The sequence below is a fragment of the Paeniglutamicibacter quisquiliarum genome, assembly GCF_019084045.1.
Lineage (GTDB): Bacteria > Actinomycetota > Actinomycetes > Actinomycetales > Micrococcaceae > Paeniglutamicibacter > Paeniglutamicibacter quisquiliarum.
Genome location: NZ_JAHRED010000002.1, coordinates 166,461 through 191,463, shown reverse-complemented (window position 1 = coordinate 191,463; position 25,003 = coordinate 166,461). Strand labels below are relative to the sequence as shown.

Genomic DNA, 25,003 nt, shown 5'->3' with positions numbered 1-25,003 from the left:
GGGTCGCACCCGTGCATCAACCATTTTATTAGAAACTTTGTTCTATACAAGGTGAGACTAGAACACGTGTACGACGATTTGTTGTCCTGGTGCCCTGTTGCCGGGGTCTCACATGGGCCTATGCTGGGCTCCATGACCCCCATCACGCCCCCGTCCATCACCGCGCTCACCCTTGGCGTGCGCGACGTCCAGCGCTCGCGCGACTTCTACGTCACGGGCCTGGGTTTCCGCGAAATCAGCTTCATCCCCGGCGAGATCCTCTTCGTCCAGGCCGGGTTCGGGCTGCTCCTCGCGCTCTGGAACGTCGAATCGATGCCTGGCGAATACGGGCAGGTGGGGCACGGGACACTGGCACCGCCGCTCTCCGTGGGCCACAACACCGCCAGCGCCGAGGAGGTCAGCGAGCTCTATGCCGGTGCCCTGGCCGCCGGCGCGACCTCGGTCAGCGCCCCGACCCGGCGGGAGTGGGGAGGCACCAGCGCCTGCGTGGCCGACCCCGACGGCTTCCGCTGGGACTTCGTGCACAACCCGTCCTTCGCCATCGACGACGACGGAACCGTCACCGGTGTCTAGCCGGCGCACGGACACCGTCGGGACGCCTGCCCAGTGAAGGCCTCCATCCTGCCGATCCGGCGCATCACCGAGCACCCGCTGGCCCCCGCACCCCGCGACCGGTGGCCCCACACCCTGCCGCCGGTGCGCCAGCTGCTGGAACAGGGCCTGGACCTGGGCCCGGCGACGGTCTTCGTGGGCGAGAACGGCTCGGGAAAATCGACCCTGGTGGAGGCCATCGCCCAGTGCTACGGACTCTCGCCCGAGGGCGGATCCACCGGGGCGCAACACAGCACGCGGGTCACGGAGTCGGGACTGGAGCGGCACCTGCAGCTGGCCAGGAACGTCGGCGCCAGCCGCCGCGGATACTTCCTGCGCGCCGAAACCATGCACGGGTTCTACACCTACCTGGAAGAGAACCCCTCCACGCGGCGCAGCGACCCGGAATTCCACACGATGAGCCACGGCGAGTCGTTCCTTGAACTCATCGTGGACAGGTTCCGCGAGGGCGGCCTGTGGGTGCTTGACGAGCCCGAGTCCGCGCTCTCGTTCTCCGGCTCGCTGGCCCTGGTGGGCATCCTGAGGGACCTGGTTGCCGAGGGGGATTCCCAGGTGCTCCTCTCCACCCACTCGCCGCTGCTGGCTTCCCTGCCCGGAGCGGACATTTATGAGGTCGGCCCATGGGGTTTGCGTGCCAGCGATTGGGAAGGCCTCGATCTGGTAGCCAATTGGCGATCCTTCATGAACATGCCGGGACGCTACCTGCGGCACCTTTAAGCAAAGGGGGTGCAGGGCCAGTGGCCCTGCACCCCCGGAAAAGCAACCGGCGGTTACTGCCCGGAATCGCCCTCGGACCGGTCCGGGTCGAAGTCGGCCGGCAACGCCCCGCCTTCACTCTTCCACTTGGAGAGCTGTTTCTCGCTCACCATCCGTTCGTCGGTGTTGGGTGTCAGGTTGTTCTCAAACTCTTCATTTTCAGCTGGGTTCGGCGTATCTGCACTCATGTGGCCCACGCTATCGCCTTTCGCCGGGTTTCCACAGCATCGCCCGGGGGCGGGGCATGTCCCCGCCGCCTGCCGGGACAGGGTCTCAGTCCATCTTCGCCAGGCGCGACTTGAAGACCAGGTAGGCCCCGTAGCACCCCAGCCCGATGCCGATGAAGGCAAGTGCATAGGGTCCGAAGGGTTGGGCACGCACCGACTTGAGCGCGCCGTCCAGGCCCGTGGATTCCTCCGGATTCGCCTGCAGCGTGGCCACGATGAAAAGCAGCCCCAGCAGGAAGAGGGCGATGCCCTTGGCCACGTAGCCAACAGCGCCCAGGACGACGGCGGCCTGGCGCGGCAAACGCGCCGCGGGCAGGTCCAGTTGCTTGGTGAAGGACCTCATCACGCCCTTGGCGGCGAAGACGATGCCGGCAATCGCAATGCCTGCGCCTACGGCCACCAGGAGCAGCGGGCCACCGGGCATCTGCATGACCTGGGCCGAGGCATCGCTGGTGGATTCACCGCTGTCCTTGCGGTTGCCCAGTGCAAAGGAGGCGAAGCTCGCGGCCAGGGCGAAGAACACGATTGCCCGCCCGGCGGCCGCCAGTTTCCTGCCCAGCCGCTTCCTGGCCGGCGCATGCCGGTATCCGAACACCACCCCGCTGGCCTCCCACAATCCCAGCGCGAGGCATGCGCACGCACCGATCCAGATCAGGGCATACCCCGCGGGCTGGGCCGCGAGCTGCGAAATCGCCCCGCCCTGGTCCGCCTCCCCGGATTCCCCGAAGGCGAGCTGGAAGGCAATGACCCCGATCAGCACGTGCAAGACGCCGCTGACCACGAAGCCTGCCCGCGCGATCGCCACAAAGGTCCGGGAATTCGATGCCTGTTCGGCGGCGTCGACCGCGCCGCGTATCTCATCCTTGATGGTTCTCCCCCTTCATGCCAAGCAGCCCCGGTGACTTCTCGTTGATAACGACATCCTGCCATCCTTCCGGCAGATCGCCTGCGCGGGCGCACCCTGTGCTTTTGCCTCCGGCGGACATATTGTTGAAATTGCCCGACCGCGAAAGGGGAAGCACATGAATTCCGAGGTTCCCGAACTTGACGGCGTCCACCACGTGAAGCTTCCGGTAACGGACCTGGAACGCAGCCGCGCCTGGTATCAGAGCCGCCTGGGCTATGAACGGGTCATGGAATTCCGCGACGGCGAAAACATCATCGGGCTGCTGATGAGCCATCCCCGGGGTGGCCCGGCGCTTGGCCTGTGGCTCGATCCGGAGCGGGCCGCCGCGCTCGCCGGCTTCGACTACTTTGCCTTCGGAGCGCCCAACCGCAAGGCCCTGGAGAAGCTTGCCTCCAGGTTGACTGCCCTGGGGGAGCGCCATCCCGGCGTCCATCCCGGGGCCATCGGCTGGGTGTTGCCCCATGTGAAGGATCCCGACGGGCACGAACTTCGCTTCCAGTGCGCGACCTGAGGAAACCCGCCCCTGCCGTCCCACGGAGGGCAGGGGCGCGGTGGCCATTGCGGAGATCTAGGCGGTGTCCTCGTGCAGGCACAGGATATTGCCGTCGGGGTCCTTGAACCAGGCGGCCCTTTCCGAACCGAGGACACAAATATGGTCAACGGTCTTCAGGTCCGGCAGGTCGTAGTCCTCGAAAACCACGCCGCGGCCGTCGAGTTCGCCAATGACAGCGGAGATGTCATTGACCTCGAAGCTTGCCGCGGTGTGCGGGGAGGGCCTTGCCTCGGGGTCGGTCATCAGGGCGAGCGAGCCCGATCCGTCAAGGGTGAAAACCAGGTTTCCGTCCGGGGCCTTCTCCCGGAACGGAAGACCCAGCGAGTCTTCGTAGAATTTCCGCGACCGATCCGCGTTGGTCACGGGAATGATGGTGGTCAGTGGGCTGTTTGCGAGGGACATGGGGACCATCCTTGGTGGAATTTCGGCCCTCTCATTTTACGTCCGCACCACGGGAAAAGAGTCGTGGGCAGGATCGAAATTTCCGGTCCTCCGGGTTCCATTTCGGGGGCAGGATCCTCGCTCCTCACGCCGGCCTGGCGAGCGCATCCAGGAGCACGAGCGCCGCCCCGATCGAGGCGGCCGCCCGCACATGGTTGGCCCGGCTCCATCCCCGGTCAAACGCCGCCCATGGCGCCGCGGCGTCCGCCGTGCCGGGCGCGATCCGGGCCAGGTCGTTGTTCAGCGGGACGTTGCGCACGATGGTGATGCCGAAGGCGGCGAGTGAAAGCCAGCACCCACGAGGCGCTGTGCCGCCCCCGGTGCGGCCGTCTCGGAGCCGAGCTCGGCAACGACCAGGGCAACCGAGGCCGCGGCGCCCCCGAAAAAGACCGTCATGAAGGGCAGCCGGACCGCATTGGCGTTGACGAGCTGCATCGAGGCGACTCGCTGGCCGGCGGGAAGTCCGCGCAGCGCGGGCATGACGATGGCCGAGAAAGCGAGATACACCCCGCCGGAGACACCTGCGCCGGCGGCGGACGCGATGGTGGCGGCGGTCAGGATTGCGCCGCTCACGGGCGGGACTCGGTGCGCGGATTCCAGGCGCCGCTCGCGGCAGCGCGCCGGGCATAGTCGGTGAAGTCGGTCGCCGGTCGCCCCAGGGCGGATTCCAGGTCCGTCGTGATGGAGGCATTGCGCCCGTCGAGGATCGATTCGAAGAGTTCGGCCAGCGGCAGGGCCTCATCGTGCGGCACGCCGTCACGGGCGACGTCGGCCACGAACTCCGCGGCCGTGCTGGGCACGTATTCGACATCCCGTCCCACGGCTTCGGAGATCCCGGCCGCCACCTCGTGCATGGACAACAGGCGCGGACCTGTCACCTCGTGGACGGTGTTGAAATGCCCGTCGCCGGCGAGCGCGTCGGTCGCGACCTCGGCCAGGTCCTCGAGGTCGATGAAGGGTTCGCTGACATCGCCCGCCGGGAGCACCAGCCGTCCGCGCAGGACGGGACCGAGGAGGAAGTGTTCGCTGAAGTTCTGCGCGAACCACGACGAGCGGATGATCGTCCACTCGGCCGCCGTTTCCTGTACGGCCTTCTCGCTCGCGCGGGCGCCCTCCTCCCCGCGGCCCGAGAGCAACACCAGGCGATTCACCTCCAGGCTTCGTGCCCGTTGGGCGAATTCCCCGATCAGCTCGGCCACGCCGGGAAAGGCCAGGTCCGGCGAATAGCAGAGGTAGGCGGCCGAGGCCCCCCGCAGCGCTGCGTCCCAGGTCGAGCGGTCCTCCCAGCGGAACGGACTGCTTCCGCGCCTCGAGGCGACTCGGTTCGGGATGCCGCGGTCCCGAAGACGGCGGACGATGCGGCGGCCGGTGCGACCGGTACCGCCAAGAACAAGCACATTTGTATGGGTCATGGCACCAGTCAACCGCACCCGGTTTACACTTTGAATAGTCCTACGGTGAACATCCATACGCGATCGTCTAGAGTGGGCGTATGGATCCACTCACCCACCTGCTCGACGGCCCCCGTGCCCGCCGCGCCTTCGCCCTCCGCGTGGTCATGGACCCGAACTGGTCCATCAAGGTGCAGGACCGGGCTCCCCTGACGCTAATGGCCATGATGTCCGGCAACGCCTGGCTGGAAGCCGGGGATGAACGATTCGGGTTGCGGCAGGGGGACGTGGCAATCGTCCGCGGCCCGGAGCCCTACACCGTATCGGATGATCCATCCCGCGCCCCGGATGTGGTCATTCATCCCGGCCAGCGGTGCACCTCCCCGTCGGGGACCGATCTCCAAACGAGCATGACCCACGGAATACGCACCTGGGGCAACGCCGCCGCCGGGCAGACCACGATGCTGATCGGCACCTACGAAACCGACGCCGAGATCGGCGCGGCCGTCACGACCGCACTGCCCCGCATCGCGGTGGTCCCGGCCGGCGAAGTCAACCCGTCGCTCATGGGATTCCTCGAGGGCGAAATCATCAGCGACGCACCCGGGCAAGGCAGTACCATCGACCGGCTGCTCGATGTGCTTCTCGTCCACTCGATCCGCGCCTGGGTGGCGCTCCATCCCGACACCGCCCGCGGCTGGCTCGCCGGTGGCACGGATCCGCTCATCGCCCGGACGCTGACGTTTTTTCACGAGTCCCCCGCCGAGGCCTGGAGCCTTGATTCCCTGGCGCAGCGCCTGAACGTGTCGCGGGCGACCCTTGCCGGCAGGTTTCGCGCCGGCGTCGGCGAACCACCCATGACGTACTTGGCGAACTGGCGGATGCTGCTGGCCAGCGAACTGCTCGCCGACCCCCGGCTGACCACCACGCAGATCGCAGCCAAGGTCGGCTACGGCAGCCCCTTCGCCTTGAGCACGGCTTTCAAGAGAAGATTCGGGGTGAGCCCCACCGGGTACCGGGACCGTACCTACCTCGGGGCCGGGACAGCGATCCAAGCCCCGAGAAAGGGAAAACCGGCCCGGCCACTGGAGGTCGGCGAGGCCGTCGGCTAGGCATTCCCCCCGGGGAGACGTGCCGGCGCTCAATGCGGGGACGAGGCGACGAATCCGGACTCGTAGGCGCGGATCACGGCCTGGGTGCGGTCGCGGGCCCCGAGCTTGCCCAGGACGGAGCCGACGTGGGTCTTGACGGTCTCCACGGCAACGAAGAGTTCACCGGCGATCTCGGCGTTTGACATCCCCCGGGCCATCAGCCGCAGCACCTCCCGCTCGCGCCCGCTCAGCCGCTTGATGGACGCAGCCTCCTCGCCGTCGCCGAATGAGTGCGCCAGCGACCGGATCGCGGCCGGAAACAGCAACGAATCCCCCGCGGCGACGGTGCGCACCGCTTGCACGATTTCCTCCGGCCGGGCTCGCTTGAGCAGGAAGCCGCTGGCACCGGCGCGCAGCGCCGCGTAGACGTATTCGTCGTTTTCAAACGTCGTCACCACCAGCACCCTGGGCGGTTCCGCTGCCGCCATCAGCTGCCGGGTCGCCGAGATCCCGTCGATCCCGGGCATCCGCACGTCCATCAGCACCATGGACGGGTGCAATCGCGCCACCAACCCCGGCACCTCGGCCCCGTCGGCGGCCTCGCCCACCACCTCGATGTCCCCGGCGCCGGCGAGCACCGCACGCAGTCCGCTGCGCACCAGGGGTTCGTCGTCGACCAGCAGGACCGTGATCATCGCGGGGTCCCCGCCGGCACGATAGCCAGCAACAACCAGCCGTGCCCGGTCGCCCCTGCCTCGACCCGCCCGCCCAGTAGCTGAACGCGCTCGCGGATCCCGTCCAGGCCATGGCCGCCACTCCGTCCCCGGGGTGCGCCCGGCCCGCGGCCGGCCAGGTTGCGCACCTGGGCGACCAGCTCATCGCCGTCAACGGCCAGGCTGACCTCGGTCGGCACCGCTCCACCGTGCCGCTGCACATTGGTCAGCCCCTCCTGGATGATCCGGTAGACCTCGCGCCCGATCACCGGCGGAACGGCGGTGAGGTCCCCCTCGATGCCCAGCGTGACGGGAAGACCCGCCTTGCGGTGCGAGGCAACGAGCGCCTGGACATCCCCCAGGCCCGGCTGCGCAGCACGCGCGTCGTCGTCCTCGCGCAGGAGCCCCAGGAAGCCATCGAGGTCGGCGGCCGCCGACCTGCCCGTTTCCTCGATCGCCAGCAGTGCCCGCTCGACGAAGCCGGGGTCGGTGTGCAGCACCGTGCGGGCGGCGCCGGCCTGGAGGGTGGTCACCGTCAGCGCGTGCCCGATGGAATCGTGCAGCTCGCGGGCCAGCCGGTTGCGTTCGGTGAGCTCTGCGCTCCGCCGTTCCAGCTCCGCGATTCGTGCCGCCGGGCCCGGCCCGAGCAGCCGCGGTGACAGCCACGCCGCCGCCGCGCCGGAACCCCGGATGGCGGCCAGCAGCAACACCACCATGCCGAGCGCCAGGAACGGCGCCCAGGAATCGGGAACCGAGACCTCGCGATCACCCGCCGGGACCACGGCGTCACCGCGGATCCACGACGACAGCAGCAGCATGGCAGTCGTCGGGACAAGAACGGAGGCCAGCGAAATGACCGCGCCGAAAATCGTGTGCAGCAGGTACCAGGCCGCCGTCCGCCCCCGCTCTTCCCAGGTGAGGGCCGGCGTGACCACCAGGGAGGATGCCGCACCGCCGAGCAACACCGGCACCAGGGCACCCTCAAGCGTCCTGACAACCGGCAGAAGGGAGGTTGCAGCAATGGCGAGGAGAATGACCGCCATGAACGCGGCGACGAACGCACCGTCGATTCCCGGTTTCAGTGCCGGTGCAGCCAGGGGAACCGCCACGCCCGCGAGGATGGCGTACGGCGTAAACAACGCCCCTCCGACCACCAGGAACAACCACCGCCGCCACAGGATCCTCATGCCACCCAGTCTGACACGACGCCCGCGCCCTCCGCCTCCCTCGGAAGGGGGATCCGAATCGCTCCCCCGGGGGATCCGTCACGGCCGGGCACTCGGTAACTTGAAGGTCATGCACACCGATACAGCGTTCCCCCACGCGCCGCTGCTGGCATTCCGGCGCATCACCGGCTACGGCGTCGCCATCGTGCTGATGCCCTACCTGCTGATCAAGATCGCCTGGACCCTGGGCATCTTCCTTCCGGCCGAACACATGGGTGAGGTGGGCTGGCGGATGGTCAACGCCGCCACAGTGCTGCTCGCAACGACCGCCATCGTCCTGGCCATGGCGTTCTGCAGGCCCTGGGGCGAACGGCTGCCCGCGCCACTGGTGGCACTGCCCGTCTGGGTGGGAACCGGCTTGGTGGTTCCGGCCGCCTTGCTGGCACCGGTGCTCGGACCGGCGGCCATGGCCCGGGACCAAGCCGCCGGCGCCGCCGATGTCTGGGCTTGGGAGCAATTGCTTGTCATGGTGTCCCTGGTCGGGACGGGCCTCGGACTGCCGGCCTGCCTGGCCGGATACGCCAAGGCGCGGTGGCCGGAAGCGCTCGGGGGTCCGCTTGGCCACCCGGGGTTGCCGGGAAGCACAAGCCAGCTGCAAATCGGCCTCGCCGGATTCGCCGCTGCGGGCTGCGTACTGCTCGGCGCCACCAAGGTGTACTGGTCGGTGGGTGGAACACTGGGCATCGACCCAATCCTGCTCGCAGAACGCGATGTGTGGTGGCACCTGATCTCATTCAGCACGGGCGCATGGGCGCTCGCCGGGGCATGGGGCGTGCTGGTGCTTGCCACCCGCCGGGGGCCGCGCAGGTTCCTGCCGCCCATGGCGACGGCGTGGATCTCCTCCTCGGTCCTCTTTGCCCAAAGCCTCTTCAGCAGCTTGTCCGCCACCCGCGTCGACGCGAGGCCCGCTCCCGAATATCCGGTGGCGCGCGTGCTGGCCGCAGAGGCAGGCATCGTGGCGGGCGTGCTGACGGGGTTGGCCATCCTGTTGGTGCTGCACGACCGCAGACGCGCATTTGCCCGGACTCGGTGATGATCCACGGCGCTCGGGGTACCGGGGTTCCGACACCACCGGTGCGCGCCCTACACTGGCCTTGCATCCACTATCGGAAGAAAGTGAGTGACCATGACCATCCCACAGCCTCCCGAGCCCCCGGCCCGGCCAGCCGAGCCCGGCCACGTTCCGCCTGTTCCGCCGAACGAGCCGCCACCGGACCCGGGCCCCGTTCCCCGCCCGCCTCATCCGGACCATCCCCATCCGCCTGATCCGGAGCCGCCCTATCCGCCGATCGAGCCCGAGCCCATCGGTCCGTACCCGCCGATCCGGTAGGTGCACAGACCACGACCACAGGCCGGACACCGCCACCACGGCGGTGCCCGGCCTGCCTGGTCTCGAATGCCGGGATGCTCCTAGCGCTGGTTGAGGCGGATCATGTTGCCCGAGGGATCCCTGAAGGCGCAGTCCCTGGGACCCCACGGCTGGTCGATGGGCTCCTGGAGGATCTCGGCCCCGGTGGCGCGGACCTGCTCAAAGAGCCCGTCGAGGTCGTTGGTGCTGAAGACCGTCATGGGCAGCACGCCCTTGGTGAGCAACTCCTGCACCGCATCGCCGTCGGCCTCCGAGCGTCCGGCATGCGGGTCCGAGAGCACGATGCCCAGCCCCGGCTGCGTGTCCGTGCCCAGGGTGACCCAGCGGTGTTCCCCCGAGGCCACGTCGTTCTCCACCTTCAGGCCCAGCCCGTCGCGGTAGAACCCGATGGCCTCGTCGACGTCGTTGACGGTGATGTGCGAGTACTGCAGTGAAATGTCCATGGCTCCACCATAGGCACCCGCTGCCCGGGCGCGCTTCTTGGATCCTGCTCGATGTCCTCCGCCGGGGTTCGCTCGGCACCGCGCGGTGCATCTGCCCCTCGGCGAGCGCCGGGCACCTAGAAACGCGGCGCCTTGGTGCTTTTTGGCCGGGTGACGGACTTGGCGATGCAGGCAGGCATGGCGTGCACCGCGGCATGCTCCCGGTTCCGGTAGGCACTCGGGCTTTCCCCGGTGATCTGGGTGAAACTGGTGCTGAAGGAGCCCAGGGAGGTACACCCCACTTCCATGCAGGCGTCGGTGACGCTGACCCCGGCGCGCAGCAACGCCATGGACCGCTCGATGCGCCGGGTCATCAGGTAGGCGTACGGACTCTGCCCGTAGGCAACCTTGAACTGCCGGGAGAAATGCGCCGGGGACATCATGGCCTTGGCCGCCATGGTGGGCACGTCAAGGGGCCTGGCGTACTCCCTGTCGATCATGTCCTTGGCCCGGCGCAGTGCCGTAAGCACCTCGAGCTCGTACGGCTTCATGGGATCGAGGTTATCAGCGCGGCCCCGGTGTCGGCATGGCGGCCGCACCGACACCGGGCGTCCCTACCCGGCCACGGTCCGCACCACCCGTGCCGGCGAACCCACGACAACGGCGCCTTCGGGAACGTCCTTCGTGACAACGGAGGCGGCGGCCACGACGGCGTCGTCCCCGATCCTCACCCCCGGCAGGATGGTGGCGTTGGATCCGATCCACACATTGCGGCCGATCGCCACGGGGGCCGGATGCATGTCCGCCCGGCGGCTCGGCGCAAGGTCGTGGTTCAGCGTGGCAATGACCACGTTGTGCCCGATGAGGGTGTCGTCCCCGATGGACACCCCGCCCTGGTCCTGGAACTTGCACCCGGCATTGATGAAGATCCGTTTCCCGAGGGTGATGTTCTTGCCGAAGTCGGCATTGAACGGAGGGAAAAGCGTCACGGAATCGTCAACCGGCTTGCCGATCAGCAGCGCCAGCAGCTCCCGGACCCGTTCGGGTTCCCGGTACCCGCCATTGAGCTCGCCCGTGAGGCGCAATGCTTCCTGGCTGACCCGGTGCATCAGGCCGTGCAACGGCGAGTCCCCCGTGATGGTGCGCCCCGCATCCAATTCCGCCAGCAATTCGGTGAGTTCCATGTTTTCCCTTCGTCCGGGTGTTTGCAAAAGTTCCGCTCATCGTCTCAGACCGTGGCTGCCCGGGGGGCGTTCATGGCGCCTCTGGGGGTTCGGGCAGGTTTTTGTGTGCCAAGGTTCCTAGTTCCCTTTTTCTACGCGAAGGGCGGGTTGATTGAGCAGTCGGGTCTTGTTCAATGAACCGAGCAGTTGGAGTTTCTGGTGTGACTCCGAGTCCGGCCGCGCCGTATAGACCAGGAGAACCAGGCCCGGATCCGCAGTGATTGCCAACTCCTCGTAGGCCAGCTGCAGCTCTCCCACCTCCGGGTGGTTGAACCGCTTGGTTCCCGTGCCGTGGGTCCGCACGTCATGTGCGGCCCACAGCGTACGGAAGGTATCGCTCTGCGTGGACAGCTCGCCCACCAGATCCTGGATGCCGCGGTGCTGCGGATCCCTGCCCGCTTCGTTCCGGATGATGGCCACGCACATCTGGGCAAACAGCTCCCAATCGGGGTAGAAGTCCCGGGACGCCGGATCCAGGAACTGGAACCGGGCCAGGTTGGGCACCCGTCCGCCATCGCCGATCACCGGAGAATAGAACGCCCGGCCCAGTTCGTTGACGGCCACCAGGTCCTGGACCTCGTTTCGCACAAAGGCCACGGAGTCCTTCAGCGAGTCCAAGACCCATTGCAGGGATTCACGCGGCGGTCGGGCCGGGGAGCTCGGACGGCGCTGGCGCCCCGAGGTCGGAATGCCGTCGGCGGCGCGGGCCAGGTCAAACAGGTGTGCGCGCTCGGTCTCGGTGAGCATCAACGCCCGGGACACCGCGTCGAGGACCGACGCCGAGGCCCCGGCGATCGCCCCTCGTTCGAGCTTCGCGTAGTACTCCACGCTGACCCCGGCCAGGCTTGCCACTTCTCCGCGGCGCAAACCGGCAACCCTCCGGTTGCCGATCGTTGGCAACCCCGCGCGCTCCGGGGTGACCTTCGCCCGCCGCGACATCAGGAATTCGCGCACTTCCGACCGATTATCCATGCCCTTAAGCGTACGGGCGGGTGCCAGGAAGAGGGATACCCTCCCGGGACACCCTTTCTGGCACCGGACAGCTTCCTCGGGGCACCGCGGGCACAAGGACCTCCCGCCCTTTCGCGCCAGGTGCGCGCGTACCCTTCCCGCGCGGGCGCCCCGCGGCGTAACCTATCCCCAACGCGTACTTCCGTCGCAGCGAACTTGGGGAAGGAAAGCCTGCATGGACAGCACCGACCGCCTGCGGGAGCGGTGGCTCGAGACGGCAGCCGGGATCTTGCAGGAAACCGACCCCCGGGTTGCCCGGAAACAATTGCACGATGCCTTGTTGAAATCGTTCCATGCCTTCGCGGCGGCGCGTGCCCCTTTGGCCCTAAAAGGTGGAATCGGGGCGGTGGCGATCTTCGGGCGGTATGCCGCCCTGGACACTCCCGCCTGGCCACTGGCCGTGGAGCGCGCCGGGACCGACCACCCGATGTTTGCCTACCACAACACCACCGCCGACCCCACCCCGGTGACCCTGTTGGAGGTCGGCGAGCGCGGCTGGCCGGTTTCCGAGTTCGCCGCTTCCATGATCGAGCAGCTCGGCCTCAGCCCGCACCAGCTCTCGCTGCCCCTCGATATCTCCGGTCCGGAGTCGGCCACCTACGGTTTCGTCAGCGACGGCGCGTACCTCGAGCGCGACAGGGAAACCGCCCGGTGCCTGCAGCCCATCGTCCGCGGCCTGGATACACACATCCGCCTGCTGGAGTCCTTGCCTTCCGTCCCCGCCGCGGCACCGGGGCGTCCACTGACGGCCCGCGAACAGCTGGTTCTGGTCCTGGTCGCCCAGGGTTGCACGGTCAACGGCATCGCGGCCCGGCTCTGCGTCTCGCCCCGGACCGTGCACAAGCACCAGGAGAACCTGTACCGCAAATTGGGCGCGGTGGACCGCCTTTCAGCGGTCCTCCGCGCCCAACAATGCGGGTTGCTCCCCCAGCAGCCCGCCGGTGCCGATGTACGTCCCGGAGACTACTCCGGGAACTCACACACCCCGTTGGACACCGCGTCCATTAACGCCTCGGTCAGCATCTGATCCAGGAAGCCGATGTGGTTGCCGATGTAGCCGATGGCACGGCTTTCCTTGCCCGAACCCAGCAAGCCCGGTCCCGAGTTCCCGCTCTCATTGGCCCAGGCGGCAAATGAGCTTTCGGAGATGTTGAAGTTGTTGTAGATCAGCGGCACGTGCGAGATGCCCTCCGCCTCCATCCATGGCTCAAGATACGGGACGAGGTCGACCTTGCCCGCGCAGTCCGGGGCGATCTCCGCGATGATGAACTGGTTCGCCAGGACATCCAGCGGGATCCACCGGTCCTGTTGCAGCTGCTGCGCATAGGCGGCATCGCTCCACTGCTTCTTGAAGCATTCGTGTGCCAGCGCCGCGGGGGCCGCCACCACCGACAGCAACGCGACGGCCCCGGTGGCCGCAGCGGCCCTCACTCCCCAAGTTCTGATACCCATTACAGACTCCTCCAAGTTTGGTGGCGCGTTCCCTTCGCGCCGACAGGCACCAGTCTTCCGCCCAAGCCCGCCCTGCGCCATACGCACTGGTACGTAGCGCAGGGGCGGCCGATGTCCCGCCCCGACCCTACGCGCGACCTGCGACGTCCACTTGCTCCACGATGCGGGCCTTGGGACCGGAGGCCAGCGCGGGGGATGCCGAGGGCATGGACCACACCTTGGACCGCAGCCGCTCCAGGAATTCCGCAGCTTCCCCGCGGGTGGCAAAATCCAAGTCCAGCACCACATAGTGCTCGTCGCCCACGGGGCGGTAGATGCGCTCGGCCAGGACTCCGGAGCCGGTGCGTCCCAGCGGGTCGGCGCCGTATGCGCCCTTCCACATCTCGAAGTCCTTGACGCCATGTTCAATCTGGAGCGTGTACATCACGCTTTCCTTTCCTCGGGGCCGTTTCCGTGGCCGATGCCTTGAGCGTAGGCGCGACGCCAGGCATGTCGCCATCCCAGTTTTCTGGGATACCCGGTCTCTCCGCACCCCCCTGCGTGCAAGGCGTGCGCGCATACTTGTCACATGGGAAGCAGGTGGGCCCAAGGCCGCTGCGTTCAGCGCATTGCCGCCCTGGATGGCGCGCGGCTCGAGAGCCACGAATACCGGCGTGCGGTGCTTCGGGAAATCGCCGGTTTCGTCGGGCACGAGGCCTGGGTGTAGCCGCTGGCCGATCCGCTCACCACCGTCGGCATCTCCCCGATGGCCCGCATCCCGTGCACCGAGGAACTGCCCCTGCTGATTAGCCTCAAGTACGCCACGGCGCTGAACCGGTGGACATCGCTGCCGACGAGTCCGCCCCGCGCCGTCTCGCTGGCCGCAGCCACCGCCGGAGAGCTGTCACGCAGCGAATCCTGGGCGAGGGTCCTCTGCCGGTACGGAATCACCGACATCCTCTCGATTGTTTTCGCGGACAGGTGGGGTGTCTGGGGCTGGCTTGATTTGTGGCGGGGCGCCGGTGCCGGCACCTTCACCGGCGAGGAAGCGGACGAGCTCTCGGCGCTGGCCCCGGCGGTCACCACCGGTCTGCGGAACTGGTCGGCGCGGCAATTCCAGGTCGGAAACGATTCGGGGACGCAAACCCATGCCCAGGCGGTGCTGGTGCTGGGCGACGACCTGGGAATCATCAGCCAAACGGCTTCGCCCGTCGCCTGGCTGGACCTGTTGCAGCCCGGACCCCGCCCCCACCATGGCATCCCGGCGGAGGTGCTCAACGTGGCCGCGCAGTTGCTGGCCGTTGAGCACGGCGTCGACGCCCACCCTGCCAGCGCGTTGGTCCATGTGGGGGAAGGTGTGTGGGCGCGCTTGTCGGCAACGCGCATGAACTCACCGGCCGACGGCGGGACGGCGCCCATCGCCGTGACCATCCAGGATGCGTTGCCCGCCGAGCGCATGGCGGTCTTTGCGCGCTGCTTCGCTCTGAGCCCGCGCGAATACCGGCTGCTCGAGCTGGCGGCAACCGGGCTGGACACCGCGGCGCTCGCACGCGCGCTGGGCATCGGCAGGTACACCGTTCAGGACCAGTTCAAGTCGCTTTTCGGCAAGTGCGGGGTGCAAAGCCGAGGCGCACTGGTGGCCATGGCCGGCGGCCACTGACGTGCCACCGGGTTGGAGCAGCCAAAGGCACGAAACGCCGTAGCGCCAACCGGGAGCGGGTCGCCCCCTGGCAACCTTTCGGCGCCGATCACGTGCGCGGCTATGTCTGGAGCTCGCACACCCCGTTGGACACCGCGTCCGTCAGCGCTTCGAAGACCAGCTGGTCCAAGACGTCGAAGTGGTTCTCCAGGTAGCCGATGGCTTGGCTCTCCTTGCCCGAACCCAGCAGGGCCGGAATCGAGTTACCGTTTTCGTTGGCCCATGCGGCAGCCGAGCTTTCGGAGATGTTGGTGTTCAGGTAAATCAGGGGCACATGCGAGATGCCCTCGGCCTCCATCCACGGCTCCAGGTAGGGGACGAAATCGATCTTGCCCTCGCAGTCCGGGGCGATCTCCGCAATGACGAACCGGTCCGCAATGACATCCAGCGGGATCCACCGGTCCTGCTTCAGTTGCTGTGCGTAGGCAGCATCACTCCACTGCTTCTTGAAGCAATCGTGCGCCAGTGCCGCCGGGGCCGCCACGACCGAAAGCAACGCAACCGCCCCGGCGGCGGCTGCGGCCCGGACCCCCCAAGTCTTGATACCCATTTGCCGATTCCTCTTCCGTTGGCGGTACGTACCCTTCGCACCGATACGCCCAAGTCTTCTCCCGGGACCCGGCATGTGCCATACGCATTCGTACGTAGCCGGTTGGCCGAGAGGTCAGCGAATCCGCGACGGTCCAGCACCTGTACTGCGTCGGCGTGGGCCCGCGAGACCTGTCCCGTCTGCAATATCGTCAGGACATGAGGACTGCAGACAAGTCATGATCCACTGGTTCAGGAATGCCCAATTGACATGTCGGGGCGCTAGCCTCAATCGGACACTCACAACCAACAATGTCTGCAACCCGGTGAAAGGATCCGGCAATGACGCGTTCAACAGGATTCCCGATAGAAACTATCTCCGCAGGAGCCCTCAGCCGGAAGATTGAGGCTGCTTGTTCCAAGCAGCGGTACTGGGTGACCGGAGAGTGTAAGAACGCCTGGAAGAGCTCTAATTCCGTGTGGAGTTTCGACTTGGTTACCAAGGAATCGAGCCGTGGCCAGAGCGAAGAGATATTCATCATCCCCTGCCAGATTCGGCACTCTGACGCGATCAATATTGATGGTTACCTTCGTTCTCGAGGTTCATCACTAGCCGCGGCGTTAAACAACGGCATGAGTCTAAAAGTGCAGGGCGAAACCGACATATGGCGCAATTCGCTGAAACTTCATGTTTCGCTCATCCGTCCCGAGTTTCGTCGGACTGGCAAATTGCACCGTGAAGAGTTACAGAGATTAGCTGATTTTGCCAGAAGCTATCCGAGCAATCCTCGTGCCGGACTTCCGCGAAACGAGGTCCATTGGAACTCTGACCGAGGGCTTCCCGTTCCCGCCGACAAGCTTGAAGGCGTGACGGTCATCGGGCCAGAGCGTTCCCAAGGGAGGAACGACTTGCGGTTTGAATTGAAAGGCAAATACAACCGCCCTCGCAACGTCGATTACCAAAGCATCAACTGGCATCGCGAAGGCGCATTGGCGCATTTCAGCCAACTCGTCCGGGCCGCAAAGGAGGAAGGCCATGGGCTGGTGGTGCTTGTCCGCGGCGGCGGTCACTGGTTGGGGATGCAGGCTTTCGAAAGCAGGGAACTTGCCGACCTCATCATGACTGCAGAGGTGCCGGTGGTAACAGCGGTCGGCCATGCCGAAGACGTTTCACTGGCAGATAGGGCCGCTGTAGCTTCGTTCATCACGCCCAGTGCCGTTGCAGCAGCAATCACCACGACCTTCAAGGCCCAGAAGTCCAAGGCACATAAGGCCCGTGACGAACAAGCAGCCGCGCGAGCACAGAAAAGACAACACGAGGACTCGCGGATGATCGCGGACCTCCAAACCGAGCTTGCCGAAGCTGAGAGATCCATGGGCGCATTACACCGCAGATCAACGGAGCAAGAAAGCCAGCACATTCATGCGCTATTGGACATGGCCCGGCGACGGGTCCGGGGATATTCCCGACTGGCCTCTGGTCTCGTGGTCGGTTTGGCGGTTTCCGTATTTTTCGGCGCCAGCGCGTGGCTCGAATTTTTCGGAGTGGAACCGACGCGTCCAGCGGTTCTGGCAACGCGGTGTACGGCAATCATCGCGGCCTGGATCATTACGTGGAGGCTCGAGGTTTCACGCGAGAAGATCAAGTGGCCCGCCCGCGACCCCCTGCGCAGGCCACCCACGGAATCGGAATGGATGGCCGAGATCAAGAAAGTTAGGACCATCCGCCGGCTGCGGCGCCTTCAGAGGCACCTGCCGCCGGGACTCAAGGACCCCATTGCCTAGAACAGGCCCGAATGCGCCTCGACGAGCTCTGGTCCGTCGTTGCGCACGTTGCCCACCGCAGCATCGACCTCGCGCAGCTCCCAGCCCGATGCCACCTCATCGGCCCCCGCGCGAACCATCTCCACCAGCTCGTCGGCATCCTTGTTTTCCGGGTCCAGCCATTCGGCCAGCGAATCCTTGGCCAATGGGAGCGGCAACCTGTCGTGCAGCCCGTGCAGTTCCCGCAGGACCGGCACGTCCGCATCGGGCTCCGGGGACGGGCCGGTGAGGATTGTGGTCGAGAGCAGCCACTTTTCAGGGTCCCCGTCCTCCTTGGCCGGGTCCTTCCACCATTCGTAGAGCCCGGCAAAGAAGATCAGCGAGTCGTCGGCAGGATGCACGTAGAACGGGCGTTTCTTGGCCTTGGGCGTGTCCCCGGCGAGCCATTCGTAGTAGCCCTCCGCCGGCACGGCGCAGCGCCGGGCCTTGACGGCGGAGCGGAACGTGGGCTTCTCAATGACCGTCTCGCTGCGGGCGTTGAAGGCCCGCACGCCAACGGCGGCGTCTTTCGCCCAGGAGGGAACAAGCCCCCACTTGGCCACGTGAACCTGCCGGCGCACCGCGCCCTCGACGAGCCGCTCGAGAACGATCGGCACGTCGGTCGTCGGGGCCACATTCCAGGATTGCCGCAGTTCCAGGTTCGCGTCGGCCTCGGCCTCCGCCTCCGCCACCAGGTCGCCGATTGCCTTGGCCATCACATATCGTCCGCACATGAAATAAGACTCTCACGTCCGTGGTTACATGGGGTATGAGTGAAAATGAAAAACTTGCCCCGTACATTCCCGATGCCGGCGCTGTCACGATGTTCACCACCTCGTGGTGCGGCTACTGCCGCAACCTCAAGCGCCTCATGGATGCCAGGGGGATCGGCTACACCGAGGTAAACATCGAGGAAGTCGAGGGAACCGCCGAGCTGGTGGAGGCCTTCAACGGCGGGAACCAGACCGTCCCGACCTTGATCTTCCCGGACGGAACCGCCGCAACAAACCCGCGGATTGAGGAAGTCCTCGAGCGCGTCTAGTCAGGCTGTGCTTGGATGGAGGGGTGCCACTTGCCGAAAGGCAGGCGGCACCCCTTCCACGTTAAAGTTTTTGTCGCGCGCGTGCGCGACCGCCCCGCAAGAATTGGAGTGACATGTCACAAAAAGTCCAGGCCGTAATCGTCCGCGCCAAGGATGCCCCCGTCGAGACGGTGACCATCATTGTTCCCGACCCCGCCGCGGGCGAGGCAGTGGTTGACATCCTCACCTGCGGCGTCTGCCACACCGACTTGCACTACAAGCTCGGCGGCATCGGAAACGACTACCCGTACCTGTTGGGCCACGAGGCCACCGGCGTGGTCTCCAAGATCGGCGAGGGTGTCAGCAACGTCGCGGTCGGCGACCGGGTCATCCTGAACTGGCGCGCGGTCTGCGGCCAGTGCCGCGCCTGCGCCAAGGGCACCCCGCAGTACTGCTTCAACACCGCCAACGCCTCACAGAAGATGACCCTGGAGGACGGCACCGAGCTTTCGCCGGCCCTGGGCATTGGCGCGTTCGCCGAGAAGACCCTGGTCGCCGCCGGGCAGTGCACCAAGGTCGATGAGGACGTCGACCCGGCCGCCGTGGGCCTGCTGGGCTGCGGGGTCATGGCCGGCATCGGCGCGGCCATGAACACCGGCGAGGTCAAGCGCGGCGAGTCCGTCGCGGTGATCGGTTGCGGCGGGGTCGGCATCGCCGCGATCGCCGGGGCGAAGCTGGCCGGGGCCACCACCATCGTCGCGGTGGACATCGACGACGACAAGCTGGCCATGGCCACCAAGATGGGTGCCACGCACACCGTGAACTCCAAGACCAGTGACGCCGTCGAGGGCATCAAGGCCGTCACCGGCGGCTTCGGCGCCGACGTCGTCATCGAGGCCGTGGGCCGCCCGGAAACCTACAAGCAGGCGTTCTACGCCCGCGACCTGGCCGGCCGCGTGGTGCTCGTGGGCGTCCCGACCCCGGAGATGAAGCTGGAGCTGCCGCTGCTGGATGTCTTCGGCCACGGCGGGTCGCTGAAGTCCTCCTGGTACGGCGACTGCCTGCCGTCCCGCGACTTCCCGATGCTGGTCGAGCAGTACAAGCTCGGCCGACTGGACCTTGACGCGTTCGTCTCCGAGCGCATCGGGCTCGGCGACGTGGAGGCGGCCTTCACCAAGATGGGCGAGGGCAAGGTCCTGCGCTCGGTGGTGGAACTCTAATGCCGGCACAGATCGAAAACCTCGTCACCTCCGGCACCTTCTCCCTGGACGGGGGCACCTGGGACGTGGAAAACAACGTGTGGATCATCGGGAACGAGGACGAGGTCTTCGTGATCGACCCGGCCCACGAGCCGTCCAAGATCAAGGAAGCCGTCGGCAACCGCGCGGTCAAGGCCGTGCTGCTGACCCACGGGCACGACGACCACATCCGCTACGCCCGCGCGTTCGCCGACCTGGTGCAGGCGCCGATCCACCTGAACCCGGCCGACGCGATGCTCTGGGAAGCCATCTTCCCGGGCACCGCCGCTGACGCGGAAATCAAGGACGGGGACACCTTCGAGGTTGCCGGGACCACCCTGGTGGCCCTGCACACCCCCGGGCACTCCCCCGGATCGACCTGCTTCTACGCCGAGTCCCTGGGAACCCTGTTCTCCGGCGACACGCTGTTCAACGGCGGACCGGGCGCGACCGGGCGCAGCTACTCGAGCTTCGAGACGATCATCGACTCGATCCGCGAACGCCTGCTCACCCTGCCCGGTGCCACCGTGGTGAACACCGGACACGGGGATGCCACCACCATCGGGGCCGAGGCCCCGAACCTGGATGAATGGATCAAGCGCGGGCACTAGCCGCACGCGCAGCTCCCCGGGTGGGCGGCAAGTGAACGGGAAACCGTTCCCTTGCCGCCCACACCCTTTTCAGGGCTTGAGCAGCCGGCGGATGACCCTGCCCCCGGCCAGCGCGTCCAGGGCCTGGTTGATCTCCCCCAGCGGCCGGGTGTCGCTGTGCAGCAGGTGGACCGGGAGCCTGCCCTCGCGCCAGGCCCCGACGAAGAAGGCGATGTCCTCCGCCGGCCGGGCGTCCCCCATGTAGGAGCCCAGCAGGCGCTTGCCCGCCCCGGCGAAGGAAAGCGCCGGCACCGTGAGTTCGGCTTCCGGGTGCGGCAGTCCCACGCAGACCACCGCCCCTCCGCGGGTCAGCACTTCAAGCGCCTCGCCAATCACCCGGGCCGAGCCCGATGCCTCGATCGCGACGTCGGCCCCGTCGCCGGTGGCCGCCGCAACCAGCTCCCGCGCCTGTTCGGGCGTGCCCGCGGCGGTGGCCCCTGCCGCCAGCGCGAGTTCGTGCTTGGCCGTGTTGGGGTCGATGGCAATGATGCTGCCGGCACCGGCAAGCACCGCGCCCATGATCGCCGCCAACCCCACGGCGCCCAGCCCGTAGACGACCACCGACTGGCCCGCCTCCAGCTTCGCGGTGTGCCGAATGGCCCCGATGCCCGTGAGCACCGCGCACCCGAACATGGCCGCCACCTCGTCGGGCACGTCCTCATCGACCGGCACGACGGATTCCGCTGCCACGACCGCGTGGTCGGCAAAGGCCGAGACCCCCAGGTGGTGGTTGACCCGCTCCCCGCCGGCCCCGCGCAGCAGCGCCGGCCCATGGAGCAGGTCACCGGAGGCGTTGCTCGCCGCGGCCCTGTGGCACAGTGCCGGGCGCCCTGCCGCGCAGGCGCGGCAGTCGCCGCAGCTTGGCACGAAGACCAGCACGACCTTGGCGCCGATTTCCAGGTGTCCCACGCCCTCGCCCAGCGAGGCGATCCGTCCGACCGCCTCATGGCCCAGGGCCATGGGCAGCGGGCGGGGCCGGGACCCGTTGATGACCGAAAGGTCCGAGTGGCACAGCGAGGAGTAGACGATGTCCACGCCGACCTCCCCGGCGCGCGGGAGCTGCGTGGGCAGCTCCTCGATGGACAGCGGCAGGCTTTGGGCATAGCTGCCGCTTCCGTCCCCCGGCAGTTCGCGCAGGATGGCCGCGCGCATCAGGCGTTCCATCCGTTCTCCAGGGCGGGGGTGTCCGCGGCGGGCGGCGGACAATGGGCGGGTGCCGGCGTTTGGGCCATGACAGGTACCTCCGGGGATCGGGCAAGGCTCGGTGCAATAGGGACGAGTATTGCCCGCTCCGGCGCGCGGCGCAATGCACACCCCTGCACACGGCGTGTGCGCGCCGCGGGGCAGGTCCCACGGCGGCCCGGCAACGGCAGGCACCCCGTAAACCCGTACCCACCACCACTTTCAGCTTTGCCACGTGGCATACTCATCCCATGGACGATCCCAGGCACCCGCGGAAGCATCCCCGGCGCGGGGCGGCGGCGCTCGCCGGAACCATTGCCCTGCTCGCGCTGGTTGCGGGCGTCGCGACATTGGCCGCGGGCAGCGGAGAAAAGGCAGACTTCGGCTGGTTCGCCTATGCGCCCCTTTCCGCGGGTGCCTTCGCCCCGGGGATGCTCTTTCTCGGCCCGCTGCAGATCACCGGCTGGCTGCTCGTCGTCCTGGCCGCCTGCGCCGCCGCATTCTGGGCGGGCCTGGCCGTGGGCAGGCGATCCCGATGAATCCCGGGGCTACGCCCGGACCAGCTCCGCATGCACTGCGTATTCCGCCAGCAGGTCGTCAATGAACGCCTCGGTCGTGTAGCCGGGCAGCAGGTCGTCGGCGGCGCCGACGGTGGCCGGATCCATCGGGATTTCCATGGCCAGGTACACGTCGTCCAACAGCGCGCGGATGGGTGCCGAATCCTCGATCACGAACACGCTGGAAAACAGCCACGCCCCGGACACCACGCGCTGCGCGGTGCCCACCAGCTTCACCTCGTTCCGTGTCCGGGAGGCCGCACCCGGCACCCCGTGGACGCTGAATTCCCCGGCACAGTATTCCCCTGCGATCTCCCCCACCCGGGCGTCGATGCCGCCGCGGCGCAGGGCGTCGGCGTAGAGTGCGCCCAGCGCCTTGAAGCGGTGCTGGTGGCCCATCATGGCCTCGGCTGCGGGCTCCACGTGGTCGACGATCACCGTGCCGCGGTGGTACGCGGCGGCGCGACCCCCGGCCTTGCGCACCACCGGGGCAAAGCCGTGTTCCAGGGACCTCGCCACGGCCAGCGCGTATCCGGCCAGGCGCACGTCGCGTTGTCCGAAGGCCAGGGTCGGATCGGGCCGGTAGATGCGCAGCGTCGCCGGCGCCTCCCCGTTGCGCACCGCACCCAACAGCTCGATCCCGGCCCCCAGGTCGGCCTCCGGGTCCCCCGAGGCATCCTCGATCCGCACGTGCAGCGGGTGGTCGGCATCGGGATTCCAAAGACTCATGGGGACGATTCTAGGTCCGGATGCGCGGCAGTGAATAATGGATGTCGTGCCGAAACAACATTCCCCCCTGATCTTGCTGGGAGGGGCCTCCGGATCCGGAAAGTCCTACCTGGCCCACCGCTTCGGCCGACCCCATGTGGAACTCGACAACTTCTACCGCGAGATCTCCGAGCACACCCCCGGAACGCCGCTGCCGCAGACCGGCTACGGCGAAATCGACTGGGACCACGCCGGGACGTGGAACTGCGCGCTGGCCGTCGACGCCCTGGTCGAATTGCTCGAAAGCGGCGCGACAGAGGTCCCGAACTATTCGATCAGCACTTCCAGCTATGACTCGATGCGCCGGATCGAGCTCAACGGCGGCCCGCTGGTCGCCGAGGGAATCTTCGTTTCCGAGATCCTGGCCCCGCTGCAGCGCCTGGGCGTTCCGGTGCGGGCGTACTACATCGAGGTCTCGCCCCTGGGCACCGCGATCCGGCGGCTCGTGCGCGATGTGCGGGAGCGGCGCAAGCCGCTGCCGTTCCTGCTCAAGCGCGGATACGCGCTGTTCCGCGCCGACCGCGAGATCCGTGCCCGGCACCTGGCGGCCGGCTTCGCCCCGGTGGGCAAGCGGGCGCTGAAGGCGATGCTGGCCGCCGCCTGAGCCGGTTCACCCCTGCCCCTTGACCGCCGTTGCGGATCGGGCTGGAATGGAGCAGGAGGCCCGGCAGGTCGCGATGCCGGGCCGGTGACCCGGAGGTGGCGCATGCTGGTTCCAACACTTGGCCTGCTTGCCCTGGCCGTGGGCATCGGCACGACCTGGCTCATGGCCTCCGGCCCCACCGTGGAGCGGGATCCCGATGCCAGGTTTTGGTACGGTTTCTGCGGGTTCTGCGTGCTTGCACCGTTGGTGCTGGGGGCCGTCCTGCTGGACCCGTGGGCCGGGGCCGGCATGCTCGCGGCGCTGGCCTGCACCGGCCTGGCCGCCTGCGGCTATCTGCGCCGCGCCGCCGTCCTCCGGGCGGAGGCTGACGCCCGCTCCCGGGTGGCAGCCGAACACTTGGCCCTTGAGGAGCGCCACGACCGGGTGCTCCGGGCGTGGGGCCGCTACGAGCTGGACCCGGCCGCGGCCATCGAGAACCCGGGGATGAACGACGTGCGCGTCCCGGAGACGGGCGAGCTGGCAAGGGCACTGGCCCGGGCCGAGCGCCTGCGTCGCAACCCGCCGGATCCGGGCCCCGGGAGCACCGCGGCCGGCTACGGGCACGCGGTCGCCGAACTCGAATCCGCCTTCCGGCGGGCCGAGCAGCGCCTCGGCCGGGCCCCGTCGGCTACAGTCCGGCCGGCGCCGGGCGCACGGTGAGGATCTGCTCGCTGCGCCCGAAGGGCCCGTGCACATCGTGCAGCACCGCGCTGGTCAGCCCGATCCCGTCGGTTCCGTAGGTCTGCTGCGCCTCGATGCCGAGCCACTGCCCCGCGGGCTTGCGGTGCATGTGGATTTGCAGGTCCACGTTCGGGAACATCCAGGACTCCGGGCCCGGCTCCACACGGGGGGCCACGCCGTTGGCGGTGTCGACCATCCCCAGCAGCCTGACCAGGTCGGAGGTGTGCGTGCCGGCGACCATTTCGAAGTTGTTGCGCATCCACACCACGCCCTTGCCCGGCCGGTGCCCGTCGGCGCCGCGGAATTCCAGGCCCTCGATGTACCCGCCGGGCCATGGCGACATGCCCTCGAAGGTCACCAGCTCCTCGGGGTGGACGACGCCGGCGTCCTCGGTGGCCGCCACCGCTGAGCTGTCCAGGGTCAACAGGCGCCAGCCGCGGGCGACGATGCAGGTGCGGCCCTGCGACACCATCTCCGCCTCGATGAGTTCGATGGTGCGGCCGGGGCGGATCATCCGCGTGGTGATCTCAAATTCCCCGCCGTGGATGATGCCGTGGATGTCCAGCGACACCCGGGCCATGCGCATGTCGGGCCGCGGGGCGAAAAGCTCCAGGGCGTGCACCAGCACCCCGGTGGCCGGGGCCATGTGCTGCTCGTGCGGATTCCAGGCGCCCTGGGCGTGCACCGTGGAGCGGTAGGTGCCCACGCCGGTCGGAAGGTAGTAGAAGTCTCCCACCGCGAGTTCCGGAAGATTATGTTCGGCCGCCGTTTGCGTCATGGTTCCCATTCCCTCGTCCGCGTGGCACTCCTGCCACCGTGTATCCGGGACCCAGCTTAGCGAGCAATGCGACCCGGGCCAC

At 67.6% G+C, this 25,003-nt stretch carries 34 protein-coding genes; 15 read left to right on the top strand and 19 right to left on the bottom strand.

All coding sequences use genetic code 11. The features are described from left to right. The first annotated feature begins 132 nt into the window (after positions 1-132). Positions 133-573, top strand: a complete 441-nt coding sequence (locus KRR55_RS04515; RefSeq protein WP_217387868.1) for a VOC family protein — start codon at positions 133-135, stop codon at positions 571-573. Between the two features lie 33 nt (positions 574-606). After that, entirely contained in the window at positions 607-1,329 is a 723-nt protein-coding gene (locus KRR55_RS04510) for an AAA family ATPase (protein ID WP_217387867.1), read from the top strand. Between the two features lie 53 nt (positions 1,330-1,382). On the opposite strand, the gene KRR55_RS04505 is transcribed toward KRR55_RS04510, so the two are convergent. Both KRR55_RS04505 and KRR55_RS04500 read right to left on the bottom strand, forming a co-directional pair. Continuing rightward, the gene (locus tag KRR55_RS04505; RefSeq protein WP_217387866.1) at positions 1,383-1,556 is read right to left on the bottom strand and encodes a hypothetical protein; all 174 of its coding nucleotides are present in this window, start codon (positions 1,554-1,556) and stop codon (positions 1,383-1,385) included. An 85-nt stretch (positions 1,557-1,641) separates the two neighbouring features. Beyond that, positions 1,642-2,376 (bottom strand): DUF1206 domain-containing protein, encoded by a 735-nt coding sequence (locus KRR55_RS04500; RefSeq protein WP_336245033.1) that lies wholly within the window; start codon positions 2,374-2,376, stop codon positions 1,642-1,644. A gap of 241 nt (positions 2,377-2,617) precedes the next feature. Here KRR55_RS04500 and KRR55_RS04495 point away from each other — a divergent pair, with 241 nt between their 5' ends. Further along, positions 2,618-3,013, top strand: coding sequence for a VOC family protein (locus tag KRR55_RS04495; protein ID WP_217387865.1), 396 nt, complete (start codon positions 2,618-2,620; stop codon positions 3,011-3,013). 57 nt (positions 3,014-3,070) lie between these two features. On the opposite strand, the gene KRR55_RS04490 is transcribed toward KRR55_RS04495, so the two are convergent. The 4 genes from KRR55_RS04490 to KRR55_RS04475 all read right to left on the bottom strand — a co-directional run bounded on the left by KRR55_RS04490 (position 3,071) and on the right by KRR55_RS04475 (position 4,908). After that, the gene (locus KRR55_RS04490; protein ID WP_217387864.1) at positions 3,071-3,457 is read right to left on the bottom strand and encodes a VOC family protein; all 387 of its coding nucleotides are present in this window, start codon (positions 3,455-3,457) and stop codon (positions 3,071-3,073) included. Between the two features lie 124 nt (positions 3,458-3,581). After that, the gene (locus tag KRR55_RS20615; RefSeq protein ID WP_217387863.1) at positions 3,582-3,755 is read right to left on the bottom strand and encodes an anthrone oxygenase family protein; all 174 of its coding nucleotides are present in this window, start codon (positions 3,753-3,755) and stop codon (positions 3,582-3,584) included. Beyond that, a complete protein-coding gene (locus KRR55_RS20610) occupies positions 3,737-4,069 on the bottom strand; it encodes an anthrone oxygenase family protein (protein ID WP_217387862.1) in 333 nt (110 codons plus the stop codon). The genes KRR55_RS20615 and KRR55_RS20610 overlap by 19 nt, the downstream gene beginning before the upstream one ends. After that, positions 4,066-4,908, bottom strand: a complete 843-nt coding sequence (locus KRR55_RS04475; RefSeq protein ID WP_217387861.1) for a Rossmann-fold NAD(P)-binding domain-containing protein — start codon at positions 4,906-4,908, stop codon at positions 4,066-4,068. The genes KRR55_RS20610 and KRR55_RS04475 overlap by 4 nt, the downstream gene beginning before the upstream one ends. A gap of 80 nt (positions 4,909-4,988) precedes the next feature. Here KRR55_RS04475 and KRR55_RS04470 point away from each other — a divergent pair, with 80 nt between their 5' ends. After that, a complete protein-coding gene (locus tag KRR55_RS04470) occupies positions 4,989-5,999 on the top strand; it encodes an AraC family transcriptional regulator (RefSeq protein ID WP_217387860.1) in 1,011 nt (336 codons plus the stop codon). A gap of 29 nt (positions 6,000-6,028) precedes the next feature. Here KRR55_RS04470 and KRR55_RS04465 read toward each other — a convergent pair whose 3' ends face one another. Together KRR55_RS04465 and KRR55_RS04460 are read right to left on the bottom strand one after the other, a co-directional pair. After that, entirely contained in the window at positions 6,029-6,673 is a 645-nt protein-coding gene (locus tag KRR55_RS04465; protein WP_217387859.1) for a response regulator, read from the bottom strand. Continuing rightward, complete coding sequence (locus KRR55_RS04460; RefSeq protein WP_217387858.1) at positions 6,670-7,878, bottom strand: sensor histidine kinase; 1,209 nt, start codon at positions 7,876-7,878, stop codon at positions 6,670-6,672. The genes KRR55_RS04465 and KRR55_RS04460 overlap by 4 nt, the downstream gene beginning before the upstream one ends. Positions 7,879-7,987: 109 nt before the next feature. On the opposite strand from KRR55_RS04460, the gene KRR55_RS04455 reads away from it, so the two are divergent. After that, entirely contained in the window at positions 7,988-8,950 is a 963-nt protein-coding gene (locus KRR55_RS04455; RefSeq protein WP_217387857.1) for a hypothetical protein, read from the top strand. A gap of 377 nt (positions 8,951-9,327) precedes the next feature. On the opposite strand, the gene KRR55_RS04450 is transcribed toward KRR55_RS04455, so the two are convergent. The 4 genes from KRR55_RS04450 to KRR55_RS04435 all read right to left on the bottom strand — a co-directional run bounded on the left by KRR55_RS04450 (position 9,328) and on the right by KRR55_RS04435 (position 11,903). Then, positions 9,328-9,729 carry a VOC family protein gene (locus KRR55_RS04450; RefSeq protein WP_217387856.1) on the bottom strand — a complete coding sequence of 134 codons (402 nt, stop codon included), beginning with the start codon at positions 9,727-9,729 and terminating at the stop codon, positions 9,328-9,330. A 116-nt stretch (positions 9,730-9,845) separates the two neighbouring features. Next, on the bottom strand, positions 9,846-10,259 hold the full coding sequence (locus KRR55_RS04445; RefSeq protein ID WP_217387855.1) for a helix-turn-helix transcriptional regulator: 414 nt from the start codon (positions 10,257-10,259) through the stop codon (positions 9,846-9,848). A 63-nt stretch (positions 10,260-10,322) separates the two neighbouring features. Then, on the bottom strand, positions 10,323-10,892 hold the full coding sequence (locus KRR55_RS04440; RefSeq protein WP_217387854.1) for a DapH/DapD/GlmU-related protein: 570 nt from the start codon (positions 10,890-10,892) through the stop codon (positions 10,323-10,325). Between the two features lie 117 nt (positions 10,893-11,009). Further along, complete coding sequence (locus KRR55_RS04435) at positions 11,010-11,903, bottom strand: helix-turn-helix transcriptional regulator (protein ID WP_217387853.1); 894 nt, start codon at positions 11,901-11,903, stop codon at positions 11,010-11,012. Between the two features lie 214 nt (positions 11,904-12,117). Between KRR55_RS04435 and KRR55_RS04430 the strand changes: the two genes are divergently transcribed. Further along, positions 12,118-12,969, top strand: coding sequence for a helix-turn-helix transcriptional regulator (locus KRR55_RS04430; RefSeq protein WP_217387852.1), 852 nt, complete (start codon positions 12,118-12,120; stop codon positions 12,967-12,969). Here KRR55_RS04430 and KRR55_RS04425 read toward each other — a convergent pair. Beyond that, positions 12,906-13,394 carry a hypothetical protein gene (locus KRR55_RS04425; protein WP_217387851.1) on the bottom strand — a complete coding sequence of 163 codons (489 nt, stop codon included), beginning with the start codon at positions 13,392-13,394 and terminating at the stop codon, positions 12,906-12,908. The two genes, KRR55_RS04430 and KRR55_RS04425, sit on opposite strands and share 64 nt — an antisense overlap. Before the next feature lie 127 nt (positions 13,395-13,521). Continuing rightward, positions 13,522-13,818, bottom strand: coding sequence for a hypothetical protein (locus tag KRR55_RS04420; protein ID WP_217387850.1), 297 nt, complete (start codon positions 13,816-13,818; stop codon positions 13,522-13,524). Positions 13,819-13,962: 144 nt separating this feature from the next. Between KRR55_RS04420 and KRR55_RS20200 the strand changes: the two genes are divergently transcribed. Beyond that, on the top strand, positions 13,963-14,100 hold the full coding sequence (locus KRR55_RS20200) for a hypothetical protein (protein WP_254455841.1): 138 nt from the start codon (positions 13,963-13,965) through the stop codon (positions 14,098-14,100). 39 nt (positions 14,101-14,139) lie between these two features. Then, positions 14,140-15,033 carry a helix-turn-helix transcriptional regulator gene (locus tag KRR55_RS04415; RefSeq protein ID WP_254455840.1) on the top strand — a complete coding sequence of 298 codons (894 nt, stop codon included), beginning with the start codon at positions 14,140-14,142 and terminating at the stop codon, positions 15,031-15,033. Between the two features lie 100 nt (positions 15,034-15,133). Here KRR55_RS04415 and KRR55_RS04410 read toward each other — a convergent pair whose 3' ends face one another. Continuing rightward, complete coding sequence (locus KRR55_RS04410) at positions 15,134-15,622, bottom strand: hypothetical protein (protein ID WP_217387849.1); 489 nt, start codon at positions 15,620-15,622, stop codon at positions 15,134-15,136. Positions 15,623-15,942: 320 nt separating this feature from the next. Between KRR55_RS04410 and KRR55_RS04405 the strand changes: the two genes are divergently transcribed. Beyond that, the gene (locus KRR55_RS04405) at positions 15,943-17,385 is read left to right on the top strand and encodes an exodeoxyribonuclease VII large subunit (protein ID WP_217387848.1); all 1,443 of its coding nucleotides are present in this window, start codon (positions 15,943-15,945) and stop codon (positions 17,383-17,385) included. On the opposite strand, the gene KRR55_RS04400 is transcribed toward KRR55_RS04405, so the two are convergent. After that, positions 17,382-18,137, bottom strand: a complete 756-nt coding sequence (locus KRR55_RS04400; RefSeq protein WP_217387847.1) for an SOS response-associated peptidase — start codon at positions 18,135-18,137, stop codon at positions 17,382-17,384. The two genes, KRR55_RS04405 and KRR55_RS04400, sit on opposite strands and share 4 nt — an antisense overlap. A gap of 35 nt (positions 18,138-18,172) precedes the next feature. Between KRR55_RS04400 and KRR55_RS04395 the strand changes: the two genes are divergently transcribed. The 3 genes from KRR55_RS04395 (at position 18,173) to KRR55_RS04385 (ending at position 20,273) form a co-directional block, all read left to right on the top strand. Next, a complete protein-coding gene (locus KRR55_RS04395; protein WP_217387846.1) occupies positions 18,173-18,445 on the top strand; it encodes a glutaredoxin domain-containing protein in 273 nt (90 codons plus the stop codon). A gap of 113 nt (positions 18,446-18,558) precedes the next feature. Next, on the top strand, positions 18,559-19,644 hold the full coding sequence (locus KRR55_RS04390; protein WP_217387845.1) for an S-(hydroxymethyl)mycothiol dehydrogenase: 1,086 nt from the start codon (positions 18,559-18,561) through the stop codon (positions 19,642-19,644). Beyond that, entirely contained in the window at positions 19,644-20,273 is a 630-nt protein-coding gene (locus KRR55_RS04385; RefSeq protein WP_217387844.1) for an MBL fold metallo-hydrolase, read from the top strand. The genes KRR55_RS04390 and KRR55_RS04385 overlap by 1 nt, the downstream gene beginning before the upstream one ends. A gap of 69 nt (positions 20,274-20,342) precedes the next feature. On the opposite strand, the gene KRR55_RS04380 is transcribed toward KRR55_RS04385, so the two are convergent. Beyond that, on the bottom strand, positions 20,343-21,464 hold the full coding sequence (locus KRR55_RS04380; protein WP_217388270.1) for a zinc-binding dehydrogenase: 1,122 nt from the start codon (positions 21,462-21,464) through the stop codon (positions 20,343-20,345). Positions 21,465-21,745: 281 nt separating this feature from the next. On the opposite strand from KRR55_RS04380, the gene KRR55_RS04375 reads away from it, so the two are divergent. Next, positions 21,746-22,033: a hypothetical protein gene (locus KRR55_RS04375; protein ID WP_217387843.1), complete on the top strand. Its 288-nt coding sequence runs from the start codon at positions 21,746-21,748 to the stop codon at positions 22,031-22,033. 9 nt (positions 22,034-22,042) lie between these two features. Here KRR55_RS04375 and KRR55_RS04370 read toward each other — a convergent pair whose 3' ends face one another. After that, positions 22,043-22,780: a lipoate--protein ligase family protein gene (locus KRR55_RS04370; RefSeq protein ID WP_217387842.1), complete on the bottom strand. Its 738-nt coding sequence runs from the start codon at positions 22,778-22,780 to the stop codon at positions 22,043-22,045. A 37-nt stretch (positions 22,781-22,817) separates the two neighbouring features. Between KRR55_RS04370 and KRR55_RS04365 the strand changes: the two genes are divergently transcribed. Both KRR55_RS04365 and KRR55_RS04360 read left to right on the top strand, forming a co-directional pair. Beyond that, positions 22,818-23,423 (top strand): uridine kinase family protein, encoded by a 606-nt coding sequence (locus KRR55_RS04365; RefSeq protein ID WP_217387841.1) that lies wholly within the window; start codon positions 22,818-22,820, stop codon positions 23,421-23,423. A gap of 102 nt (positions 23,424-23,525) precedes the next feature. Continuing rightward, positions 23,526-24,122, top strand: coding sequence for a hypothetical protein (locus KRR55_RS04360; protein ID WP_217387840.1), 597 nt, complete (start codon positions 23,526-23,528; stop codon positions 24,120-24,122). On the opposite strand, the gene KRR55_RS04355 is transcribed toward KRR55_RS04360, so the two are convergent. After that, positions 24,091-24,921: a thioesterase family protein gene (locus KRR55_RS04355; RefSeq protein WP_217387839.1), complete on the bottom strand. Its 831-nt coding sequence runs from the start codon at positions 24,919-24,921 to the stop codon at positions 24,091-24,093. The genes KRR55_RS04360 and KRR55_RS04355 overlap by 32 nt on opposite strands. Between the last annotated feature and the right edge of the window lie 82 nt (positions 24,922-25,003).

Excerpts from the sequence above, each read along its gene's own strand:
- KRR55_RS04515 (WP_217387868.1), top strand. The coding sequence starts at position 133 with ATGACCCCCATCACGCCCCCGTCCATCACCGCGCTCACCCTTGGCGTG.
- KRR55_RS04505 (WP_217387866.1), bottom strand. The coding sequence starts at position 1,556 with ATGAGTGCAGATACGCCGAACCCAGCTGAAAATGAAGAGTTTGAGAAC.
- KRR55_RS04495 (WP_217387865.1), top strand. The coding sequence starts at position 2,618 with ATGAATTCCGAGGTTCCCGAACTTGACGGCGTCCACCACGTGAAGCTT.
- KRR55_RS04490 (WP_217387864.1), bottom strand. The coding sequence starts at position 3,457 with ATGTCCCTCGCAAACAGCCCACTGACCACCATCATTCCCGTGACCAAC.
- KRR55_RS04475 (WP_217387861.1), bottom strand. The coding sequence starts at position 4,908 with ATGACCCATACAAATGTGCTTGTTCTTGGCGGTACCGGTCGCACCGGC.
- KRR55_RS04470 (WP_217387860.1), top strand. The coding sequence starts at position 4,989 with ATGGATCCACTCACCCACCTGCTCGACGGCCCCCGTGCCCGCCGCGCC.
- KRR55_RS04465 (WP_217387859.1), bottom strand. The coding sequence starts at position 6,673 with ATGATCACGGTCCTGCTGGTCGACGACGAACCCCTGGTGCGCAGCGGA.
- KRR55_RS04460 (WP_217387858.1), bottom strand. The coding sequence starts at position 7,878 with ATGAGGATCCTGTGGCGGCGGTGGTTGTTCCTGGTGGTCGGAGGGGCG.
- KRR55_RS04455 (WP_217387857.1), top strand. The coding sequence starts at position 7,988 with ATGCACACCGATACAGCGTTCCCCCACGCGCCGCTGCTGGCATTCCGG.
- KRR55_RS04450 (WP_217387856.1), bottom strand. The coding sequence starts at position 9,729 with ATGGACATTTCACTGCAGTACTCGCACATCACCGTCAACGACGTCGAC.
- KRR55_RS04445 (WP_217387855.1), bottom strand. The coding sequence starts at position 10,259 with ATGAAGCCGTACGAGCTCGAGGTGCTTACGGCACTGCGCCGGGCCAAG.
- KRR55_RS04440 (WP_217387854.1), bottom strand. The coding sequence starts at position 10,892 with ATGGAACTCACCGAATTGCTGGCGGAATTGGATGCGGGGCGCACCATC.
- KRR55_RS04435 (WP_217387853.1), bottom strand. The coding sequence starts at position 11,903 with ATGGATAATCGGTCGGAAGTGCGCGAATTCCTGATGTCGCGGCGGGCG.
- KRR55_RS04430 (WP_217387852.1), top strand. The coding sequence starts at position 12,118 with ATGGACAGCACCGACCGCCTGCGGGAGCGGTGGCTCGAGACGGCAGCC.
- KRR55_RS04425 (WP_217387851.1), bottom strand. The coding sequence starts at position 13,394 with ATGGGTATCAGAACTTGGGGAGTGAGGGCCGCTGCGGCCACCGGGGCC.
- KRR55_RS04420 (WP_217387850.1), bottom strand. The coding sequence starts at position 13,818 with ATGTACACGCTCCAGATTGAACATGGCGTCAAGGACTTCGAGATGTGG.
- KRR55_RS20200 (WP_254455841.1), top strand. The coding sequence starts at position 13,963 with ATGGGAAGCAGGTGGGCCCAAGGCCGCTGCGTTCAGCGCATTGCCGCC.
- KRR55_RS04415 (WP_254455840.1), top strand. The coding sequence starts at position 14,140 with ATGGCCCGCATCCCGTGCACCGAGGAACTGCCCCTGCTGATTAGCCTC.
- KRR55_RS04410 (WP_217387849.1), bottom strand. The coding sequence starts at position 15,622 with ATGGGTATCAAGACTTGGGGGGTCCGGGCCGCAGCCGCCGCCGGGGCG.
- KRR55_RS04405 (WP_217387848.1), top strand. The coding sequence starts at position 15,943 with ATGACGCGTTCAACAGGATTCCCGATAGAAACTATCTCCGCAGGAGCC.
- KRR55_RS04400 (WP_217387847.1), bottom strand. The coding sequence starts at position 18,137 with ATGTGCGGACGATATGTGATGGCCAAGGCAATCGGCGACCTGGTGGCG.
- KRR55_RS04395 (WP_217387846.1), top strand. The coding sequence starts at position 18,173 with ATGAGTGAAAATGAAAAACTTGCCCCGTACATTCCCGATGCCGGCGCT.
- KRR55_RS04390 (WP_217387845.1), top strand. The coding sequence starts at position 18,559 with ATGTCACAAAAAGTCCAGGCCGTAATCGTCCGCGCCAAGGATGCCCCC.
- KRR55_RS04385 (WP_217387844.1), top strand. The coding sequence starts at position 19,644 with ATGCCGGCACAGATCGAAAACCTCGTCACCTCCGGCACCTTCTCCCTG.
- KRR55_RS04380 (WP_217388270.1), bottom strand. The coding sequence starts at position 21,464 with ATGCGCGCGGCCATCCTGCGCGAACTGCCGGGGGACGGAAGCGGCAGC.
- KRR55_RS04375 (WP_217387843.1), top strand. The coding sequence starts at position 21,746 with ATGGACGATCCCAGGCACCCGCGGAAGCATCCCCGGCGCGGGGCGGCG.
- KRR55_RS04370 (WP_217387842.1), bottom strand. The coding sequence starts at position 22,780 with ATGAGTCTTTGGAATCCCGATGCCGACCACCCGCTGCACGTGCGGATC.
- KRR55_RS04365 (WP_217387841.1), top strand. The coding sequence starts at position 22,818 with ATGGATGTCGTGCCGAAACAACATTCCCCCCTGATCTTGCTGGGAGGG.
- KRR55_RS04360 (WP_217387840.1), top strand. The coding sequence starts at position 23,526 with ATGCTGGTTCCAACACTTGGCCTGCTTGCCCTGGCCGTGGGCATCGGC.
- KRR55_RS04355 (WP_217387839.1), bottom strand. The coding sequence starts at position 24,921 with ATGACGCAAACGGCGGCCGAACATAATCTTCCGGAACTCGCGGTGGGA.